Origin of the sequence: Delftia sp. PE138 (assembly GCF_018320755.1) — a bacterium.
In the GTDB taxonomy this organism is placed as follows: Bacteria; Pseudomonadota; Gammaproteobacteria; order Burkholderiales; family Burkholderiaceae_C; genus Comamonas; species Comamonas tsuruhatensis.
The window spans coordinates 48,889-67,197 of record NZ_JABEPN010000014.1 but is presented as its reverse complement, the minus strand read 5'-3'; the positions used below and the strand labels follow the sequence as shown (position 1 = coordinate 67,197).

Sequence of the window (18,309 nt, the reverse complement as noted above, 5' to 3'; positions counted from 1 at the left end):
AATGGCCCCGCGTTTCGACGATTTCCACCGCCGCTCCATCCAGGAGCGCGATGCCTTCTGGGCCGAGCAGGCCGGCCGCATCGACTGGCATGTGCCGCCCCAGCGCATCTGCGACTATGACAACCCGCCGTTCGCCAGGTGGTTCGTGGGCGGCCAGACCAATCTTTGCCACAACGCCGTGGACCGGCACCTGGCCGAGCGCGCCGACCAGAATGCGCTGATCGCCATCTCCACCGAGACCGGCACCGAGAAGGTCTATACCTACCGCGAACTGCATGCCGAGGTGCAGCGCATGGCCGCCGCGCTGCAGTCGCTGGGCGTGCAAAAGGGCGACCGCGTCCAGATCTACATGCCCATGATTGCCGAGGCGGCCTTTGCCATGCTGGCCTGTGCGCGGCTGGGTGCCATCCATTCGGTGGTGTTCGGCGGCTTTGCGTCGGCGGCGCTGGCCTCGCGCATCGACGATGCCGAGCCCAAGGTCATCATCAGTGCCGACGCGGGCTCGCGCGGCGGGCGCGTCGTGGCCTACAAGCCTTTGCTGGACGAGGCCCTGCAACTGGCCAGCCACAAGCCAGCGGCCGTGCTCATCGTGGACCGTGGCCTGGCGCCTGCGCCCATGCGCGCCGGCCGCGACCACGACTGGACCAGCCTGCGTGCGCTGCACGCCGACGCCCAGGTCGCCTGCACCTGGGTGGAATCCACCGACCCCAGCTACACGCTCTACACCAGCGGCACCACGGGGCGCCCCAAGGGCGTGCAGCGCGACACGGGCGGCTACACGGTGGCGCTGGCCGCCAGCATGCCGCTGATCTTCGGGGCCGAGGCGGGCCAGACCTTTTTCTGCACCAGCGACATCGGCTGGGTCGTGGGGCACAGCTACATCATCTATGGGCCCCTGATCGCGGGCATGGCCACCGTGCTCTACGAGGGCCTGCCCATACGCCCCGACGCGGGCATCTGGTGGAGCATCGTGGAGAAGTACCGGGTCACCCACATGTTCTCGGCGCCCACGGCCATCCGCGTGCTCAAGAAGCACGATGCCGAGTACCTGCACCGCCACGATATCTCCAGCCTCAAGGCGCTGTGGCTGGCCGGCGAGCCGCTGGACGAGCCCACGGCGCAGTGGATCAGCCAGGCCCTGGGCAAGCCCATCATCGACAACTACTGGCAGACCGAGACCGGCTGGCCCATCCTCACGCTGTGCAACGGCGTGGAGCAGCAGACCACGCGCTTCGGCAGTCCCGGCAAGGCCGTCTATGGCTATGACGTGAAACTGATCGACGAGGCCACGGGCGAGGAGCTGCTCGGCGCCGGGCAAAAGGGCGTGCTGGCCATCGAGGGACCGCTGCCGCCGGGCTGCATGCAGACCGTCTGGCGTGACGATCAGCGCTTCGTCAACACCTACTGGAAGAGCATTCCGGGCCGCATGGTCTACAGCACCTTCGATTGGGGCATTCGCGACGAGGACGGCTACTTCTTCATCCTGGGCCGCACGGACGACGTGATCAACGTGGCCGGCCACCGCCTTGGCACGCGCGAGATCGAGGAATGCATCTCCGCCCACCCCCAGGTGGCCGAAGTCGCCGTGGTCGGCGTGGCCGATACGCTCAAGGGCCAGGTGGCGCTGGCCTTTGCCGTGCCCCGGACGGCGCTGGAGGGCGAGGCCGAGCGCGCGGCTCTGCAGGCCGATGTGATGAAGCTGGTCGATGCGCGGCTGGGCGCCGTGGCCCGGCCCTCGCGCGTGGTCTTCGTCAGTGCGTTGCCCAAGACGCGCAGCGGCAAGCTGCTGCGCCGTGCCATGCAGGCCGTGGCCGAGGGGCGCGACCCGGGCGACCTCAGCACCATGGAAGATCCGGCTGCGCTGGCCCAGGTGCAGCAGCAGCTGTGAGGCAGGGCACGCGCCACAACCGCTTGCAGCCGGGGTGATGTGCGGCGGCGCCCCTGCCTGCCGCGCCTACAAGCCTGCCGCGCCTACAATCGCGCCTTGGGCCGCAGCCGGGCCAGGTCCCCAGGCTGCGGCGCCCTGTTTTCAACCGACGAGAAAGCGTTTTCGACGTGCAGGTCGCATCTTCCATCTTCAAAGCCTATGACATCCGCGGCATCGTGCCGTCCACGCTCAACGAGGAGGTGGCGCTCGGCGTGGGCCGCGCCTTCGGCATGGCGGCCCTGGCGGCCGGCGAGACCGTGGTGGCCGTGGGACGCGATGGCCGCCTGTCGGGACCCTCGCTGTCCGCGGCGCTGATCGCCGGGCTGACCGAGGTCGGCATCGAGGTGATCGACATCGGCCTGGCCACCACGCCCATGCTGTACTACGCAGCCAGCACGCTGGCGCGCTCGGGCATCCAGGTCACGGGCAGCCACAATCCCAAGGACTACAACGGTTTCAAGATGGTGCTGGCCGGCCGCGCCATCTACGGCGAGGAAATCCAGGCGCTGCGCCGCCGCGTCGAAAGCGATGACTGGACAATCACGGGCACCGGCAGCGTGCGCCGCGCCGATGTGCAGGCCGACTACCAGGCGCGCATCGTGGGTGATGTGAAGCTGGCGCGCCCCATCAAGATCGTGGTGGACTGCGGCAACGGCGTGGCCGGGGCCTCGGCGCCCGGCATCTTCCGCGCCCTGGGCTGCGAGGTGATCGAACTGTTCTCCGAAGTGGACGGTGAATTCCCCAACCACCATCCCGATCCCAGCAAGCCCGAGAACCTGCGCGACGTGATCGAGGCGCTGCGCACCTCGGACGCCGAACTGGGCCTGGCCTTCGACGGTGACGGCGACCGCCTGGGCATCGTCACCAAGGAAGGCCAGAACATCTTCCCCGACCGCCAGATGATGCTGTTCGCCAAGGACGTGCTCTCGCGCGTGCCGGGCGGCAGCATCGTCTACGACGTCAAATGCACGCAGCGCCTGGCGCCCGCCATCCGCGAGGCCGGGGGCGAGCCCGTGATGTTCAAGACCGGGCACTCCCTGGTCAAGGCCCGCATGAAGGAGCTGGACGCGCCGCTGGGCGGCGAGATGAGCGGCCACATCTTCTTCAAGGAGCGCTGGTATGGCTTCGATGACGGCACCTACGCGGGCTGCCGCCTGCTGGAGATCGTCAGCCGCGAGGCCGACCCCAGTGCCTTGCTCAACGCGCTGCCCACCAGCTTTTCCACCCCTGAACTGAATGTGGCCTGCGCCGAGGGCGAGCCCCATCGCCTGGCCGCCGAACTGCAGGCCCTGGCCGCCGAGACCTTTGCCGCACCGGCCCAGGTCAGCACCATCGACGGCCTGCGCGTGGACTGGGCCGACGGCTTCGGCCTGATCCGCGCCAGCAACACCACGCCCGTGCTGGTGCTGCGCTTCGAGGGCCAGACCCAGGAGGCGCTGTCGCGCATCGAGACGCAGATGCTGGCGCTGCTGGAGCGCGTCAAGCCCGGCGCGCAGGTTGGCGGTGCCGCGCACTGATTTGCGCGCCAGGCGATGACTTCCCGCTCTCCCACGTCCTGGGCGCGCGCGCTGTACAGCGCTGTGACCTGGGCGGCGCAGCCGCTGCTGCGACGCAAGCTGCTGCGCCGCGCCGAGGCCGAGCCCGTCTATGCCGAGCACATTCCCGAGCGCTTTGGCCGCTACCAGCCGGCCACGCTGGGGCAGGACGGACGCGGCCTGTGGATCTGGATTCATGCCGTATCGCTGGGTGAGACGCGCGCTGCCGCCATCTTGCTGACCGCGCTGCGCGAGCGCCTGCCCGGCATGCGCCTGCTGCTGACCCATGGCACGGCCACAGGCCGCACAGAAGGCCGCCGGCTGCTGCAGTCCGGCGACCTGCAGGTCTGGCAGCCCTGGGATACGCCGGCGGCCGTGCGCCGCTTCGTGCAGCAGTTCAGGCCCGCAGTCGGCGTGCTCATGGAAACCGAGGTCTGGCCCAACCTGGTCGCCATCTGCCGCGAAGAGGGCGTGCCGCTGGCGCTGGCCAATGCGCGGCTCAGCGACAAATCGCTGGGCCAGGCACTGCGCGCGGCGCCGCTGGCGCGGCCCACCTATGCCGCCCTGGCCGCCGCCTGGGCGCAGACCGAGGACGATGCGCAGCGCCTGCGCCTGCTGGGTGCGCCCGTGCGCGGCGTGCTCGGCAACCTGAAATTCGATGCGCGTCCGGACGCGGCGCTGCTGGAGCGCGCCCGGCAATGGAAGTCCGGCCTGTCCCGCCCTGTGGTGCTGCTGGCCAGCAGCCGGGAGGGCGAGGAGGCCATGCTGCTGTCCGCCCTGCGCACGCTGGGGCCTGTGGGCCGGGCCGTGCAATGGCTGGTCGTGCCGCGCCATCCGCAGCGCTTTGACGAAGTGGCGGCGCTGCTGGCTGGCGGCGGCCTGCATGTCTCGCGCCGCAGCCAGTGGGTGGGTGGTCCGCCCTGCGGGGCTGCGGCGGATGACATCGACATCTGGCTGGGTGATTCGCTGGGCGAGATGGCCCTGTACTACGGCCTGGCCGACGCCACGCTCATGGGCGGCAGCTTTGCGCCGCTGGGTGGCCAGAACCTCATCGAGGCCCTGGCCTGCGACTGCCCCGTGGTGCTGGGGCCGCACACCTTCAACTTCAGCGAGGCCTCGGACCTGGCCTGCGAGGCCGGCGCCGCGCTGCGCGCACCCGACCTGGAGCACGGGCTGCGCCTGGCCGTGGACCTGGCCGGGGACCGCCAGTCCCACGCCCATGCCGTGGCCCAGGCGCGCGGCTTTCTGGACCAGCACCGTGGGGCCGCACGGGCCACGGCGCAGGCGGTGGCCGGGCTGGTGCAGCCGCTCTCCTGATCCTCCTGTGCAAGGGGAGCGGGCAGGCAAGACTACGCACCAAAGGGGCTTGTGCCAGTTCAGCGAAAGGGCGACTCAAAAGGGTTGACAAGCGCCACACCAAAATCCGCGAAGTCTCGAATGTTGCGTGTGGCCACGACCAGCCTGTGGCGGATGGCCGTGGCTGCAATCATTGCGTCCTCATACAGCGCATCGGAGCGTCCGTGCATCAGCCGGGCCCAGATCCGAAAGCTCTCGGCATCCATCGGCAGCACGTTGTAGGAGGCGGAGACCAGATCTGCCCAGCGTTCGATTTCCCGGGCCTTCTCAGCATCCTGTTGCCGGGTCAGCTCTATGCCCGCCTGGATTTCGCCCAGGCTGACCGCGGACAGATGGAGTTCCGGCTCAGGCAGGGCTTGAAGCCAGGCCAGGACGGCTCCGTGGGGCCTGGGGCGCCGCAGCTCTGAAATGATGTTGGTGTCCAGCAAATACATTTCTGGCGCACTCAGTTGGCGGGCTCGATGGGCCTGCGGTGCGCCTGGCCGCGCGGCGGGATCAGCAGGTCTGCGCGGCCCGCTTCCGAGAGCAGCAGTTCCTTGAGCGACGCAGGTTCGGCAGCGGGATGCAGACGGCGCCACTCTTGCATAGGAACGAGCACGGCAGTGTCCGCGCCACGCCGGGTCAACACTTGCGGACCATCGGTCAGGCAGGCTTCGAGAAGCTCGTTGAAGTGGTCTTGGGCATCTTGTACAGGCCAGGATTTCATGATTGCACTCCTTCGCTCACGGGTTACAGGCCCAGTCTAGTTCCTGGACTGTTGGCTCTGCAATCCTGGGCCCATGCACGCATCAAGGGCCCGATCCTTCCTGCAGCACGGGCAGGCTGACACTCGCCAGCAGCCCTCCATCCTCCGCACTGAGCAGCTCGATGCTGCCGCCGTGCCGCTCGGTCACGGTCCTGGCGATGGCCAGGCCCAGGCCGCTGCCGCTCTGGCTCTGGTCGGGTACGCGGAAGAAGCGGTCGAAGACACGCTGGCGCCAGGCCTCGGCAATGCCCGGGCCACGGTCGCGCACCTGGAGCACGGCCTGGTCGCCCTGGCGCTGCAGGCGCACGCTGATGGTGGCGTGCGCTGGGCTGTATTTGATGGCGTTGTCCACGAGGTTGTCGATCAGCGAGACCAGGCCTTCGCGTTCGCCCATCACGCTCAGTGGCTCGCTGGCTTCCAGGGCCAGTTCCACCGGGCGGCGGCAGGCCAGGGCGTCGAGTGCGGCGAGCCGGTCTTCCAGCAGCAGGTCCAGGCGCAGCGGCTGCATGGCCATGCCGGGCGCTTCGGTCTCGCTGCGCATGAGCTGCAGCAGCTGGGCCACCATGCGGCTGGCGCGCTGGTTGCTGCGCAGCAGGCTGTCCATGAGTTCCTGCTGGCGCGGTTCGCTGCCAAGGCGCAGCAGGGCCTCGACATTGACGTGCATGGCGGCCAGCGGCGTGCGCAGTTCGTGGGCTGCATCGGCGATGAGGTTGCGCTCGCGCTCGCTGCTGGAGCGCACGCGGGCCAGCAGGGCGTTGATGTCCTGCACCAGCGGCCGCAGCTCGGCGTGTGGCGGCGCATAGGTGAGCGCGCTGAGGTCGTCGGGGCCGCGTGTGGCCAGCTCGTCACCCACGCGGCGCAGCGGGCGCAGTGCCGCGCGTACCGACCACCAGGCCGGAAAGGCCAGGAAGGGCAGGCTGATCAGCAGCGGCAGCAGGTAGTAGCTGCGGGTGTTGAGGGTGATCAGCAGTTCCTTGAAGGACGGCAGCATCAGCGTGACTTCGGTCTGGCCCGAGGCCGAGCGCAGCGTGCTCATGCGCCAGGTCTGCCCTTCGAAATCTATGTCCTCGACCGTGTCCAGCACGCGGTTGCGCAGGGTGGGTGCCGGCGTGGGCGAGCGGTACAGGAGCTGGCCGCGCTGCCAGACCAGCAGCGTGGGCGTGAAGCGGATGTCGTCGTCTCCATCGCTGTATTCATGGCGCAGGGCCGTGTCCAGCGCGGCCAGGCTGTGCTGCTGGCGGTCCGGAAGGTCGGCCAAGTCCTCGGCCACTGCCATGACAAGTTCGTAGACAGGCTTGCTGACCAGCAATTCATTGTGGAAGTGGGCCATGTAGATGGCCGCCACCAGCAACGCGGTCCAGATCGCGGTGAGCACGCCCATCTGGGCCAGCAGCATCCGCCGGCCCAGTGTGGGCCGCAGCCAGCGGCGCCATCTCGGGCTGGCCTGCTGCCCCTGCACGGTCTGCGATGTCATGGTCAGGACAGGGGAGCCATCGGCTGCGAGTCGATGACATAGCCAATGCCGCGCACCGTGCGTATGAAGCCCGGCCCGATCTTGCGGCGCAGGTTGGAGACATGGACCTCCAGCGCATTGCTGCCGTTGGCGCTGCCGCCCGGGATGACTTCCTCCTCGATGCCGCTGCGCGTGACCACGCGGTCCATGCGCCGCAGCAGCAGGGCCAGCAGGTCGAATTCGCAGCGGGACAGCTCGACGTTCTGGCCTGCAACGCTGACACGGCGCGTGGGCTCGTGCAGCGACAGGCCGCGCAGATGCAGCGTTCCGTCGCCCTGCCCATAGCTGCGGCGCGCCAGGGCGCGCACGCGTGACACCAGTTCGGCCAGGGCAAAGGGTTTGACCAGATAGTCATCGGCGCCGCTGTCCAGGCCGTGCAGCCGGTCATGCAGGCTGTCGCGTGCGCTCAGGATCAGCACGGGCAGGCGGCGCCATTCGCGGCGCAGGCGCGTGAGCAGGCTGATGCCGTCGCCATCGGGCAGGCCCAGGTCCAGCAACACCATCTCGAAGCTTTGCTGCTCCAGCGTGCGCAGCGCATCGGACAGGCGGCGCACCCAGACCACGTCCATGGCGTGATCGCCCAATGCGATGCGCACGCCATTGCCCAGATCCAGATCGTCCTCCACCAGCAGCAGTCTCATCGTGTGTTCCCTGTGCCGCTCCCATGCCGCGGACCGGCGCCTGCGGGAGGGCTGCCGCGAGTATCGGTCAAGGCGGGGACGATGCGCTTCAGCATCCCTTCAGGAAAGCCGGAGCAGGTCTTCAGGCGGGTTTGCCACAGTGGCCCGCTCGACAACTCCGAAGAAGGCAAGGCGCGCATGCCAAGACTCTCCCGCTGTTCCTTGCTGAGCCGCCTGGCGGTGCTGTGCGCGCTGGCTGCCTGGATGCTGGTCGTGGCGGGTTTGCGTGCCTCGGCTTTGCCAGAGCACAGGGCTGCGGCGCCAGGCGCGCGGCCCGCGGCGGCCGGGCATCAGCCCGGGGCACTGCCGGCCGTGCGGGCGCTTCAGGGATTCAAGGGGCTGGCGCGCGGAGCGACAGCGCATCGATGGCGCGCAGGTCGTCGTCACTGAGCGTGCCGGCGGCCTGGCGCAGCTTGAGCTGGCCCAGCAGCACCTGGTAGCGCGCCAGGGCCAGGTCGCGCTGGGTCTGGTAGAGCTGGCTCTGTGCGTTGAGCACGTCGATGTTGATGCGCACGCCGACCTCGTAGCCGAGCTTGTTGGCGTCCAGCGCGCTCTGGCTGGACGCCAGCGCGGCCTCCAGCGCCTTGACCTGGGCCTGGCCCGACTGCACGCCGAAGAAGGCCGTGCGCGTGCTCTGCTCCACGTTGCGCTGGGCGTCGTCCAGCTGTGCGCGCGCCTTGTCTTCCAGCGCCAGGGTTTCCTTGATGCGGTTTTGCACGGCAAAGCCGGCGAACAGCGGCAGGTTCATGACCACGCCCACGCTGGCGGCATTGGTGCGGTAGCTGGTGCCGATCTGCGGGGTGACCGAACCGTTGGGATAGCGGTTGACCACGTAGCCGGCCTGCAGGTCCACGGTGGGCTTGTGGCCGGCCTCGGCTTTCTTCGTTTCCAGCTGGGCGATATCCAGCGCCAGGCGGGCCTGGCGCAGCTGGGGCTGGCCTTGCAGTGCGGTGTCCACCCAGGACTGGGCATCGGCGGGCATCAGGGCCGGCAACTGCAGCGGCTGGGCCAGCGGGCGGGGCACGGTGCCCACGGCGCCGACGATCTGGTCCAGCACCAGGCGCTTGACGCGCAGGTCGTTCTCGGCGGCGATTTCCTGGGCACCGGCCAGGTCGAACCGGGCCTGGGCTTCGCGCGAGTCGGTGATGGTGGCCGTGCCGACCTCGAAGTTGCGCTTGGCGAATTCCAGCTGCTGTGCAATGGCTGCCTTCTGTGCCTTGACCACGGCCAGGCTGTCCTGGGCACCGAGGACATCGAAGTAGGCCTGGGCCACGCGAACCAGCAGGTTCTGCTCGCCGCTGTCCAACTGGGCGCGCGCCACGTCCACGCCGCGCTGGCCCTGGTCGTAGGCGATCTTGTTGGCCGGGCGGTACAGCGGCTGCTGGGCGCTGAGCTGCAGGTTCTGCTGGGGCGAGCGAAAGCTCCCCGGCAGCACGCTGACTTCCACATGCGATGTGTTGGCGCCCGCCTGCAGGCCCACGCTGGGCAGAAGGCCCGAGCGCGCCTGCTCGGCACGGCTGGCGGCGGCCTGGGCGTCGGCTTGCTGGGCCTGCCACTGGGCATCGTAGCCGCGTGCCTTGGCGACCAACTCCGACAGGCTCTGGCCCGTGGCCGATGAGGCTGTCACGGCGGGCAAGCCCGAGGCCGGGGCGGCAGGGACGGTGGACTGGGCCAGAGCGGTCCCCATGCCGCAGGCACACAGCAGCAAGGCAATCTGGCGAAGGGGCCAGGCGTGTGGTCGGGGCGGGGCGTAAGCGACAGGGGCAAGGGGCCGAAGCAGGGGCATAGAGGTCCTCGAATCAAAACACAGTCGTCACGAAGCACCGGGGACGGCGGGTTGGCCGTGTCCCGGGCTTCTTTTGCGTCTTGCCGCTCAGTAGCGCGGCACGCCTGGGTCGCGCTCGCGCGACCAGGCATCGATGCCTCCGCTGATATTGGCCACGGTCTCGAAGCCGTTGTTCATCAGGAAGGCAGCGACATGCATGCTGCGTGCGCCGTGATGGCACAGGCAGGCTGTGGGGTGATCCGGATCGAGTTCCTGCAGGCGCGAGGGAATCTCGCCCATGGGGATGCAGCGCAGCTCGAAGCCCTCGGGGCGTACGCTGGCCTGGGCCACTTCCCAGGGCTCGCGCACGTCCAGCACCAGGGGCAGGGCATCGGAGCCGCTGGAGTGCTGGGTCAGCCAATCGTTGAGTTGCGCGGGAGGCACTTGGGGAAGCATCGGAAAGATCCTTGCGGAATGGAATGGGGTTGCGGCAGCGGCCATGGTCCTGCGGGCATCGGCCGCTGCAGCGGGTTTCAGAACGTGAAGCGCGAAGGCTCTTCGAAATTGGCCAGGCGGGCGGTCACCACGTCCCAGGGCTGGCTCGTCTCGAACTGGTGGCCGTTCTTGCGCACCAGCGTGAAACGCATCATGGGCAGCTGGCCGACGATGGCCGCCAGGCGGCCGCCGTCGTTGAGCTGGGCCAGCAGGGCCTGCGGCACCTGGGCGACCGAGCCGCTGAGCACGATGGCGTCGAACTGGCCCAGGGCAGCCGCTGCCGTGGCGCCATCGGCCAGCTTGACCTCGGCATTGGTGATGCCGGCGCCCAGCAGGTTTTCGCGGGCCATCTCGGCCAGCTCGGGCACGATTTCCAGCGTCACGACTTCCTTGGCCTGGGCGGCCAGCAGGGCGGCCATGTAGCCCGAGCCGGCGCCGATTTCCAGCACGCGGTCGGTGGGCTTGATCTTCAGGTCCTGCAGCATGCGCGCCTCGATGCGCGGGGCCAGCATGCACCAGCCCTTGGCGGCGGCTTCCTCGGCCGGGGCGACCAGGGGGATTTCCAGGTCCATGAAGGCCAGGCCGGCATGCTCGGGCGGCACGAAATTCTCGCGGTGCACCTTGCCCAGCAGCGCCAGCACTTCTTCATCAAGCACGTTCCAGGGGCGGATCTGTTGCTCGATCATGTTGTAGCGCGCGTGCGCTTGGGCGCTGTGGTGTTCGGGCAGGCTGTTCAGGGGCAGGCTCATGGGGTATCTCCGGAGAAAGACTTGTCAGGACAAACCTTTGATTCTACGAGTCTCGCGGCAGGGTGGGGGCGCTGGCGGCGCCCTGGCCGGGGGCCGCGTCGTGATGGTTGCCGTTCCACAGACGCCGCAGCCACTGGGAGAAGTCGTCGAGGTAGCAATAGACCACGGGCACGACCACCAGGGTCAGCAGGGAGGAAGTCACCACGCCGCCGATCACCGACTGGCCCATGGGCGCACGCTGCTCGGAGCCCTCGCTGAGCGCGAAGGCCAGGGGCACCATGCCGAAGATCATGGCCAGCGTGGTCATCAGGATGGGGCGCAGCCGCACGCGCGCCGCCAGCAGCAGGGCCTGCTCGCGCGGCAGGCCGTCGCGGATCTGGCCGGTGTCCGGGTCGCTGTGCGGCCCGCGCGCACGGATGGCGAAGTCCACCAGCAAGATGGCGTTCTTGGTGACCAGTCCCATGAGCATGACCACGCCGATGATGGAGAACATGGACAGGGCCGAGCCGAACATCATCAGCGCCAGCACCACACCGATCAGCGTCAGCGGCAGCGAGGTCATCAGCGCCAGCGGCTGCAGGAAGCTCTTGAACTGGCTGGCCAGGATCATGTAGATGAAGATGATGGCCAGCGCCAGGGCGGACACGGCATAGCCGAAGGACTCGTTCATGCTCTTGGTGGCGCCGCTGAACTGCGTGCGGTAGCCGGGCGGCAGGGCGATGTCGGCCAGGGCCTTGCTGATGTCGGCCGAGACCTCGCCGCTGGAGCGCAGGTAGACGTTGCCGCTGAAGGCGACCTCGCGCGTCATGTCGCGGCGGTTGATCTGGCTGGGGCCGGTGCCGGGCGTGACGGTGGCCACCTGGTTCAGCCGCACGATGCGCATGCCGCCGTCGCCCGAGGTGGAGGGCAGGGCGAAGGGCAGGCGCTCCAGGTCCTGGGGCGTGCTGCGCGACTCGGGCGCCAGGCGCACCTTGACGTCATAGGTCTGGTCGTCGCTGGCGCGCCAGTTGCCCACGGTCTGGCCGGCCACCCAGGTGCGCAGCGCCGCTGCCATGGAGCCTACCGACAGGCCCAGGTCGGCGGCCGCATCGCGCCGCACGGTGATGTCGATCACGGGCTTGTCGGGCTTGAGGCTGCTGTCCAGGTCCACCAGTCCGGGAATGCCGCGCAGGCGTTCCATCACCACGCGGTTCAGGCGCTCCAGCTCGCCCAGGTCCGGGCCCTGCAGCGAGAATTCGACCTGTTTTTGCCCGCCCACGGGCTCGCGCTGGCCCACATGGGTGACGGTGATGCCGGGCACGCTTTGCAACTGCTCGCGCAGCACGCCCGACAGTTCGTCACCGCTGCGCTGGCGCAAATGGCGGTCCAGCAGGCGGATGTAGATGCTGGCGTATATCTTGCCCTGGGCCGTGCCGGTGTTGATGGTGGCCAGCGTGTAGCGGACCTCGGGCAGGGCGCGGATGATGGCATCGACCTGGCGTGCCTTGGCCTCGGTGGCCTCGATGGACGAGCCCACGGGCGTGTTGAAGCTCACCGTGGTCTCGGAGAAATCGGCCTTGGGCACGAATTCCGTGCCCAGCAGCGGCACCAGGAAGATGCTGGCCACGAAGATGGCCAGCGCCGCCGCCAGCGTGGCGATCTTGTGGCGCAGCGCCCAGCCCAGCACGTCCTGGTAGAAGTGGGACAGCGAGTCGGTGGCGCGCTCGAACCAAGCCGTGACCCGGCCCAGCGTGCGGTCGTAGAGGCTGCGGCCGCGCTGCTCGCCATGGGCGTGGATGGTCGGGTCGTGCCAGACGCTGGACAGCATGGGGTCCAGCGTGAAGCTCACGAACATGGAGATCATCACGGCCGCCACGATGGTGATGCCGAATTCGTGGAAGAACTTGCCGATGATGCCGCCCATGAAGCCGATGGGCAGGAACACCGCCACGATGGACAGCGTGGTGGCCAGCACGGCCAGGCCGATCTCCTGCGTGCCGTCGAGCGCGGCGGCATGCGCGTCCTTGCCCATCTGCACATGGCGCACGATGTTCTCGCGCACCACGATGGCGTCGTCGATCAGCAGGCCCACGCACAGCGACAGCGCCATCAGCGTGATCATGTTGATCGAGAAGCCGAACCAGTACATGAACAAAAAGGTGCCGATCAGCGCAATGGGCAGCGTCAGCCCCGTGATCACCGTGGAGCGCCAGGAGTTCAGGAACAGGAAGACGATGAGCACCGTCAGTGCCGCGCCCTCGATCAGCGTCTGGCGCACGTTGTTGACGGCCACGCGGATGGGGCGGGCGCTGTCGGCAATCGGCTCCAGCCGCACGCCGGCCGGCACTTCGGCGGCGATCTCGCGCAGCGTGGCGTTCAGGCCGTCCACGACTTCGATGGTGTTCTCGTCCTGGGCCTTCTGCACGGACAGCAGCAGGGTGCGGCTGCTGTTGTACAGGGCCACGGTTTCCAGTTCGCCCGCGCCGTCCTGCACGCGGGCCAGCTGGCCCAGCCGCACGGGAGCGCCGCCGCGCTGGGCGACGATGATGCGCTCGAAGTCCTGCGGGCGCTTCAAGCGTGCGTCGATCTGCACCACGCGCTCCTGCTCGCGCGAGCGGATGGCGCCCAGCGGCAGGTCCTGGTTCTCGCTGCGCACGGCGTTCACGATCTGGTCGGGCGTGATGGCATAGGCTTCCAGCGCCTCGGGCTGCAGGTAGATGTTGATTTCCCGCGGTGTAGCGCCCACCAGGTTGACGGCGCCCACGCCGCGCACGTTCTCCAGCCGCTTCTTGAGGACCTGGTCGGCCCAGCTGGTCAGCGCGACGGCATCGGGCGCCTTGGCGCCGGCATCGGCCTGGGGCAGCACGGCCACGGACCAGATGGGCGAGCTGGCCGGATCGAAGCGCAGCACGCGCGGCTCCTTGACCTCGTCGCGCAGGGTGGGGCGCACCGAGGCCACCTTCTCGCGCACGTCTTCGGCAGCGCGGCGGCCATCGACATGCAGCTGGAATTCGATGATGACGACGCTGGTGCTTTCATAGCTGCGCGAGGTCAGCGCGTTGATGCCGGCAATGGAGTTGACGCCTTCCTCGATCTTCTTGGTGACCTCGGACTCCACGATCTCGGGCGAGGCGCCCGGATAGTCCACCGTGACCACGACCACGGGGAAGTCCACATTCGGGAACTGGTCCACCTTGAGTCGCTGGTAGGAAAACACACCCAGCACCATGAGGGCCAGCATGAGCATGGTGGCGAACACAGGGTTGGCCAGGCTGACGCGCGTGAACCACATGGTCAGCGGGCTCCGGGGGCTGGCGCAGCCTGGGGCTGCGGGGCCTGCTGCATTTGCTGCATCTGCACCGCCGTGCCTGCGCGCAGGCCGCCCACACTGCCGGCCAGCACCCTGTCACCGGCCTGCAGGCCGGTGGACACGGCAATCCAGGTGGCCCCATCCTGCGCGCTCTGGCTGCCCAGCGTGACCGGGCGGTGCTGCACGCGCAGCAGGCTCTTGTCCGCTTCGGACTCGTCCGCAGGCTGCAGCAGCTGCACATAGGGTTGGGGCTGGTCGGTGCGCACGGCGGTCAGGGGCACGGCCAGCTGTTCGGTCTGCCCCGTGACGATGCTGCCCTGCAGGTACAGGCCCGGGCGCACGATGGGGATGGATCTGCCGGCGGCGCCTGCGTTGACCGGTGCAGCCTGCACACGCAGATAGACGGCCACGCTGCGCGAACCTGCCTGGGCGCTGGGGTTGATGCGTACCACGCGCGCGGGCACGGCGGCCACATCGTCGCCCGCGCCCTGGACCTGCAACAGGGCCTGCTGGCCGACCTGCACACGCACCGAATCGGCGGGCGCGAGCTGGGCCACCACCTCGAGCTCGGAGGGATCGACGATCTCCAGCACCCGCGTTTCCACGCCCACGCGCTCGCCGTCCTGCACCAGACGCTGGGCGACCTGCCCGTCCATGGGGCTGCGCAGCACGCTGTCGGTCACGCTCTTGCGTGCCACATCGGCGGCGGCCTGGGCGGCGGCCAGGTTGGCGCGGGCGGCGTCAAGATTGGATTGGGACGTGGCCAGTGCCGTGGTCGAGATGAAGCCCTGGGTGACCAGGGCCTGGTTGTTGTCGTGCTGGCGCTGGGCCAGCTGCAGCTGCGCCTGGGCCGCGTCGGCCTGCTGGCGGGCCTGCCGCCAGCGGGCCTCGACCTCGGTGGCGTCCACGCGGGCCAGTTCCTGGCCCTTGCGCACGCTGTCGCCCTCGCGCACCTGCAGGCCGCGCAGCTCGCCGGCCACATAGGCCTTGACCACGGCGCTGCGCACGGCCTGCACCACGCCGCTGACAGGCACGGTCAATTGCAACTGGCGCGGCTGCAGCTGCACCACCTCCTGCGGGCCCACGCGCACGGGCATCTCGCGCGGCTGGGTGGCCGCGGCAATGGCGGCTTGCTTGCTGTGCCGGGTGGATGCGGCGCGCCATGCGCTGGCGCCGATGGCGATCAGTAAGGCCAGGCCGATCAGCCAGCCGGTGCGACGCTTCATGGTGTGGGCGGGGAGGTGGGTGGTGTGGTGGCTGCAAGGGGCTGGCACATGCCATGCAGCAGGTAGTCGATCTGGGATTCCAGAAACCGCTCGGGATCGAAGTCGCCGTGCGGCAGGCAGCCGCCCAGCGAATGCTTCCAGATCATCAGGAACATCATCGGGGCGACCACGCAGTGCACGGACAGGTCCAGATCCATGGGCCGGAACTCGCCACGCTCCACGCCGCGCTGCAGGATGCGCCGGATCAGTTCATGGCCTGGAAGAACCACTTCCTGGTGATAGAACTGCGACAGCTCGGGAAAATTGCCCGCCTCGCTGAGCATGAGCTTGGTGATGCCCGACGCCTTGGTGCTGCCGATGCGTTCCCACCAGGACTTGAAGCAGTAGCGCAGCAGATCGGTGGACGGTGCGCAGTAGTTGTCGAGTTCCTCGCTCCACTCGCCGAAGCGGCCCGCGATGCTGTGGCGCACCACGGCCTTGAAAAGCTCCTGCTTGCTCGCGAAATAGAGGAACAGCGTGCCCTTGGAAACCCCGGCCCGGGCGGCGACCTCTTCGACGCGGGTGGCGGCGTAGCCCTTTTCCACGAAGAGGTCGAGCGCGGCTTCCAGCAGCTCGCCCGGACGCTCGTGCTTGCGGCGGCTGCGCTTTCCGGAAGGCTCGGCGGGGGCGGGTGAAGAGGCGGGGGAGTCGGTCACGGAAAATTAATGACTGATGGGTTAGTTATCGTAACCGCAGAACCGTTCGTCGTCACCTGGCTTGTGCATGGGCTAACCTGTAGGCACAACGGCCTGCATGCATTGCGTGTGGTCATTTTTTCGATTTCTCACAGAAAAGGCGCATATGACGACTGAAACCATTTATCTGGGCGGCGGCTGTTTCTGGTGCACCGAAGCCGTTTTCGACCGCGTGCGCGGCGTGAGCGACGTGCAAAGCGGCTACGCCAACGGCGATCTGGACGATCCCAGCTACGAAGACATCTGCACCGGGCAGACCGGCCATGCCGAGGTCATCCGCGTGCAGTTCGACCCTGCTGTGATTCCGCTGCGCGACCTGTTGACCGTGTTCTTCGGCACGCACGATCCGACCACGCTCAACCGCCAGGGCAACGACGTGGGCACGCAGTACCGCAGCGCGATCTACACCACGAATGACCATCAGGCGGAGGTCGCACGTACGCTGATCTCCGAGCTGGCCCAGGCGGGCGCGTATGACGCTCCCATCGTGACCGAGGTCCAGCCCCTGGCCAGCTACTGGCCCGCAGAGGACTATCACCAGGACTACTTCCTGAACCATCCCAGCCAGGGCTACTGCGCCTTCGTGGTGGGGCCCAAGGTGCAGAAATTCCGGGGTGCCTTTGCGCGCTGGGTCAAGCAATGAGCCCAGGTGGGCGGGTTGTGTAAGCGGTTGTGATTTGCGGGCATAATGCAACCCGGTTGCGATAACGGTGTCTTGTCGCGCTCTGCAGCCCGCTCTTGCATTGCCCATGTCATCGCCGACTCCCTCCCCCTTGCTCTTGCCTTGCGGCATGCGTTCGACCCGCGCCACGCGGGCCGTGCTGGCGCTGTGGGAGGCGCGCGCCGATGCGCTGTTGAGCGAGGCGGATGTGGAAGCCGCCCTGCATGCCCAGGGCGTGCAGGTCAACCGCGTCACCGTCTACCGGCTGCTGGACCGGCTGGCCGCAGCCGGCGTGTTGCGCCGCAGCGTGGATGCGGCACGCGTGGCCCGGTACGGCAGGCCCCTTCAGGGCGCGGCCTGCGAAGGCGACGCCGCTGCGCACTTCGAGTGTGCGGATTGCCACAGCGCCTTTCGTCTGGGCGGCGAGGCAGGCGGGGGCGGTGAGCAACTGCAGGCCGCCTTGCTGCAATTGCGGCAGGCGCTGGCAGCCAGCGGCCTGCAGGGCCAGGCCATCGATGTGTCGGTGACGGGGCGGTGCCAGGTCTGCAGCGGCACCGGGCACTCCCGGAATGATCCGTCCGTGTGAGGTGGCCGCCTTTCCCTTTTTCTCTTGCATAGCCCTTCAGGATCTCGCATGACTTTTTCCCCCTTCCGTTCCGTTTCCCTGATCCTGGCCGCTGTCTTTCTGGCCGCTGCGGCCCAGGCGCACGATCACGGCCAAGACCAAGACCATGACCATGCCAAGACCCCGGCGGACGCCAAGGCACAGGGTGGCCCGGTGCAACTGGATGCCCATGCCCGTGCCGACATGGAGCGCCACCGCTCGATGGCCAAGGCCCACGAGGCCGCCGCACAGTGTCTGGCGGCAGGGCGTGACCATGCGCAATGCCACAAGCAGCTGCAGGCCGACTGCAAGGGCCTGGCGCTGGGCAAGTTCTGCGGCATGCGCCATGCGCATTGAGCGCGGCATTGCCCGCCGTGCACTGCTGTGAGCAGTCGCCCGTCTTTGTGACGGGATGCTGGAACCTGCCCCGCCAATTGGCGCATACACTCTGCGCTGCCTGATCCGCTCCTGATTCATCCATGCCCTTCAAACTCCCGAGTCGCCACTCGCCTGCGCCCGCCTCACGGCTTGCGTTGCGCGGTGCCGTGCCGAATCGGGGTTGGCTTTTGGCCTGGTTGCTGGTCTGGTCCATCGCACTGGCGCCGTTGCTGGGCCAGATGCACCGTGTGGTGCATGCTGGCGGCCTGGCCTCGGCCACGGCCCATGGCCCGGTCGAGGTGGTGGCCACCTCCTGCGCTGCACCCGTCGACTGGGTGCACGCGCTGTTCTCGGGCCACGGCCCGGCGGACTGCCAACTGCTGGACCAGTTGCACGAAGGCATGGCGGGGCCACCGCCCGCCGTGGCGCTGCCGCCTTTCTGGGGCGAGCAGGCCGAGCCCGCCCAGCCGCCCATCGTGCGCGATGGCCGCGTGCTGGCGGCTTTCTTCGATGCGCGTGGTCCCCCGCATCCCATCACTGCCCGCCTGGCGGCTTGAACCTTGGGCGGCGGCGCTGCATGCGCCCTCCCATTGAAGCTGTTTGCGCGCGCCTTCCTGCATTGCACGCAAGAGGCGCTGTGCCCAGGTTGGAC

The 18,309-nt window shown here is 68.4% G+C and carries 17 protein-coding genes; 7 read left to right on the top strand and 10 right to left on the bottom strand.

Translation table 11 applies throughout. The features are described 5' to 3' along the window. Window position 1 precedes the first annotated feature (1 nt). The 3 genes from HFGMBDPB_RS28480 (at window position 2) to HFGMBDPB_RS28470 (ending at window position 4,779) form a co-directional block, all read left to right on the top strand. On the top strand, window positions 2-1,888 hold the full coding sequence (locus HFGMBDPB_RS28480) for a propionate--CoA ligase (RefSeq protein ID WP_061287923.1): 1,887 nt from the start codon (window positions 2-4) through the stop codon (window positions 1,886-1,888). Between the two features lie 167 nt (window positions 1,889-2,055). Beyond that, window positions 2,056-3,444, top strand: a complete 1,389-nt coding sequence (locus HFGMBDPB_RS28475; RefSeq protein ID WP_061287922.1) for a phosphomannomutase/phosphoglucomutase — start codon at window positions 2,056-2,058, stop codon at window positions 3,442-3,444. A 15-nt stretch (window positions 3,445-3,459) separates the two neighbouring features. Then, the gene (locus tag HFGMBDPB_RS28470) at window positions 3,460-4,779 is read left to right on the top strand and encodes a 3-deoxy-D-manno-octulosonic acid transferase (RefSeq protein WP_212646733.1); all 1,320 of its coding nucleotides are present in this window, start codon (window positions 3,460-3,462) and stop codon (window positions 4,777-4,779) included. A gap of 59 nt (window positions 4,780-4,838) precedes the next feature. Here the strand turns inward: HFGMBDPB_RS28470 and HFGMBDPB_RS28465 are convergent, their stop codons facing one another. From HFGMBDPB_RS28465 to HFGMBDPB_RS28420, 10 genes are all read right to left on the bottom strand, one after another. Continuing rightward, window positions 4,839-5,252: a type II toxin-antitoxin system VapC family toxin gene (locus HFGMBDPB_RS28465; RefSeq protein ID WP_043790155.1), complete on the bottom strand. Its 414-nt coding sequence runs from the start codon at window positions 5,250-5,252 to the stop codon at window positions 4,839-4,841. Window positions 5,253-5,263: 11 nt separating this feature from the next. Further along, window positions 5,264-5,524 (bottom strand): type II toxin-antitoxin system Phd/YefM family antitoxin, encoded by a 261-nt coding sequence (locus HFGMBDPB_RS28460; RefSeq protein ID WP_016451713.1) that lies wholly within the window; start codon window positions 5,522-5,524, stop codon window positions 5,264-5,266. A gap of 82 nt (window positions 5,525-5,606) precedes the next feature. Beyond that, the gene (locus tag HFGMBDPB_RS28455) at window positions 5,607-7,037 is read right to left on the bottom strand and encodes a sensor histidine kinase (protein WP_047474044.1); all 1,431 of its coding nucleotides are present in this window, start codon (window positions 7,035-7,037) and stop codon (window positions 5,607-5,609) included. Window positions 7,038-7,039: 2 nt separating this feature from the next. Further along, window positions 7,040-7,717, bottom strand: a complete 678-nt coding sequence (locus HFGMBDPB_RS28450) for a response regulator (RefSeq protein ID WP_013802240.1) — start codon at window positions 7,715-7,717, stop codon at window positions 7,040-7,042. Window positions 7,718-8,087: 370 nt separating this feature from the next. Continuing rightward, on the bottom strand, window positions 8,088-9,542 hold the full coding sequence (locus HFGMBDPB_RS28445) for a TolC family outer membrane protein (RefSeq protein WP_203400931.1): 1,455 nt from the start codon (window positions 9,540-9,542) through the stop codon (window positions 8,088-8,090). Between the two features lie 87 nt (window positions 9,543-9,629). Then, complete coding sequence (locus tag HFGMBDPB_RS28440) at window positions 9,630-9,977, bottom strand: rhodanese-like domain-containing protein (RefSeq protein WP_016447089.1); 348 nt, start codon at window positions 9,975-9,977, stop codon at window positions 9,630-9,632. Between the two features lie 77 nt (window positions 9,978-10,054). After that, on the bottom strand, window positions 10,055-10,765 hold the full coding sequence (locus tag HFGMBDPB_RS28435) for a protein-L-isoaspartate O-methyltransferase family protein (RefSeq protein WP_016447088.1): 711 nt from the start codon (window positions 10,763-10,765) through the stop codon (window positions 10,055-10,057). A gap of 43 nt (window positions 10,766-10,808) precedes the next feature. Then, on the bottom strand, window positions 10,809-14,036 hold the full coding sequence (locus tag HFGMBDPB_RS28430) for an efflux RND transporter permease subunit (RefSeq protein WP_212646732.1): 3,228 nt from the start codon (window positions 14,034-14,036) through the stop codon (window positions 10,809-10,811). 2 nt (window positions 14,037-14,038) lie between these two features. Then, a complete protein-coding gene (locus HFGMBDPB_RS28425; protein WP_212646731.1) occupies window positions 14,039-15,280 on the bottom strand; it encodes an efflux RND transporter periplasmic adaptor subunit in 1,242 nt (413 codons plus the stop codon). Next, the gene (locus tag HFGMBDPB_RS28420; RefSeq protein WP_047473219.1) at window positions 15,277-15,975 is read right to left on the bottom strand and encodes a TetR/AcrR family transcriptional regulator; all 699 of its coding nucleotides are present in this window, start codon (window positions 15,973-15,975) and stop codon (window positions 15,277-15,279) included. Before HFGMBDPB_RS28420 ends, HFGMBDPB_RS28425 begins: the two co-directional genes overlap by 4 nt. Window positions 15,976-16,120: 145 nt before the next feature. Here HFGMBDPB_RS28420 and msrA point away from each other — a divergent pair, with 145 nt between their 5' ends. From msrA to HFGMBDPB_RS28400, 4 genes are all read left to right on the top strand, one after another. After that, window positions 16,121-16,657, top strand: a complete 537-nt coding sequence (msrA, locus tag HFGMBDPB_RS28415) for a peptide-methionine (S)-S-oxide reductase MsrA (RefSeq protein WP_016447084.1) — start codon at window positions 16,121-16,123, stop codon at window positions 16,655-16,657. Between the two features lie 148 nt (window positions 16,658-16,805). Next, window positions 16,806-17,261 carry a transcriptional repressor gene (locus HFGMBDPB_RS28410; RefSeq protein ID WP_016447083.1) on the top strand — a complete coding sequence of 152 codons (456 nt, stop codon included), beginning with the start codon at window positions 16,806-16,808 and terminating at the stop codon, window positions 17,259-17,261. A gap of 48 nt (window positions 17,262-17,309) precedes the next feature. Continuing rightward, window positions 17,310-17,636 (top strand): hypothetical protein, encoded by a 327-nt coding sequence (locus HFGMBDPB_RS28405; RefSeq protein WP_212646730.1) that lies wholly within the window; start codon window positions 17,310-17,312, stop codon window positions 17,634-17,636. A gap of 209 nt (window positions 17,637-17,845) precedes the next feature. Further along, window positions 17,846-18,214 carry a hypothetical protein gene (locus HFGMBDPB_RS28400; RefSeq protein WP_223275282.1) on the top strand — a complete coding sequence of 123 codons (369 nt, stop codon included), beginning with the start codon at window positions 17,846-17,848 and terminating at the stop codon, window positions 18,212-18,214. Window positions 18,215-18,309: the final 95 nt, after the last annotated feature.

Excerpts from the sequence above, each read along its gene's own strand:
- HFGMBDPB_RS28405 (WP_212646730.1), top strand. The coding sequence starts at position 17,310 with ATGACTTTTTCCCCCTTCCGTTCCGTTTCCCTGATCCTGGCCGCTGTC.
- HFGMBDPB_RS28435 (WP_016447088.1), bottom strand. The coding sequence starts at position 10,765 with ATGAGCCTGCCCCTGAACAGCCTGCCCGAACACCACAGCGCCCAAGCG.
- HFGMBDPB_RS28430 (WP_212646732.1), bottom strand. The coding sequence starts at position 14,036 with ATGTGGTTCACGCGCGTCAGCCTGGCCAACCCTGTGTTCGCCACCATG.
- msrA (WP_016447084.1), top strand. The coding sequence starts at position 16,121 with ATGACGACTGAAACCATTTATCTGGGCGGCGGCTGTTTCTGGTGCACC.
- HFGMBDPB_RS28470 (WP_212646733.1), top strand. The coding sequence starts at position 3,460 with ATGACTTCCCGCTCTCCCACGTCCTGGGCGCGCGCGCTGTACAGCGCT.
- HFGMBDPB_RS28445 (WP_203400931.1), bottom strand. The coding sequence starts at position 9,542 with ATGCCCCTGCTTCGGCCCCTTGCCCCTGTCGCTTACGCCCCGCCCCGA.
- HFGMBDPB_RS28465 (WP_043790155.1), bottom strand. The coding sequence starts at position 5,252 with ATGTATTTGCTGGACACCAACATCATTTCAGAGCTGCGGCGCCCCAGG.
- HFGMBDPB_RS28440 (WP_016447089.1), bottom strand. The coding sequence starts at position 9,977 with ATGCTTCCCCAAGTGCCTCCCGCGCAACTCAACGATTGGCTGACCCAG.
- HFGMBDPB_RS28460 (WP_016451713.1), bottom strand. The coding sequence starts at position 5,524 with ATGAAATCCTGGCCTGTACAAGATGCCCAAGACCACTTCAACGAGCTT.
- HFGMBDPB_RS28425 (WP_212646731.1), bottom strand. The coding sequence starts at position 15,280 with ATGAAGCGTCGCACCGGCTGGCTGATCGGCCTGGCCTTACTGATCGCC.
- HFGMBDPB_RS28455 (WP_047474044.1), bottom strand. The coding sequence starts at position 7,037 with ATGACATCGCAGACCGTGCAGGGGCAGCAGGCCAGCCCGAGATGGCGC.
- HFGMBDPB_RS28480 (WP_061287923.1), top strand. The coding sequence starts at position 2 with ATGGCCCCGCGTTTCGACGATTTCCACCGCCGCTCCATCCAGGAGCGC.
- HFGMBDPB_RS28450 (WP_013802240.1), bottom strand. The coding sequence starts at position 7,717 with ATGAGACTGCTGCTGGTGGAGGACGATCTGGATCTGGGCAATGGCGTG.
- HFGMBDPB_RS28410 (WP_016447083.1), top strand. The coding sequence starts at position 16,806 with ATGCGTTCGACCCGCGCCACGCGGGCCGTGCTGGCGCTGTGGGAGGCG.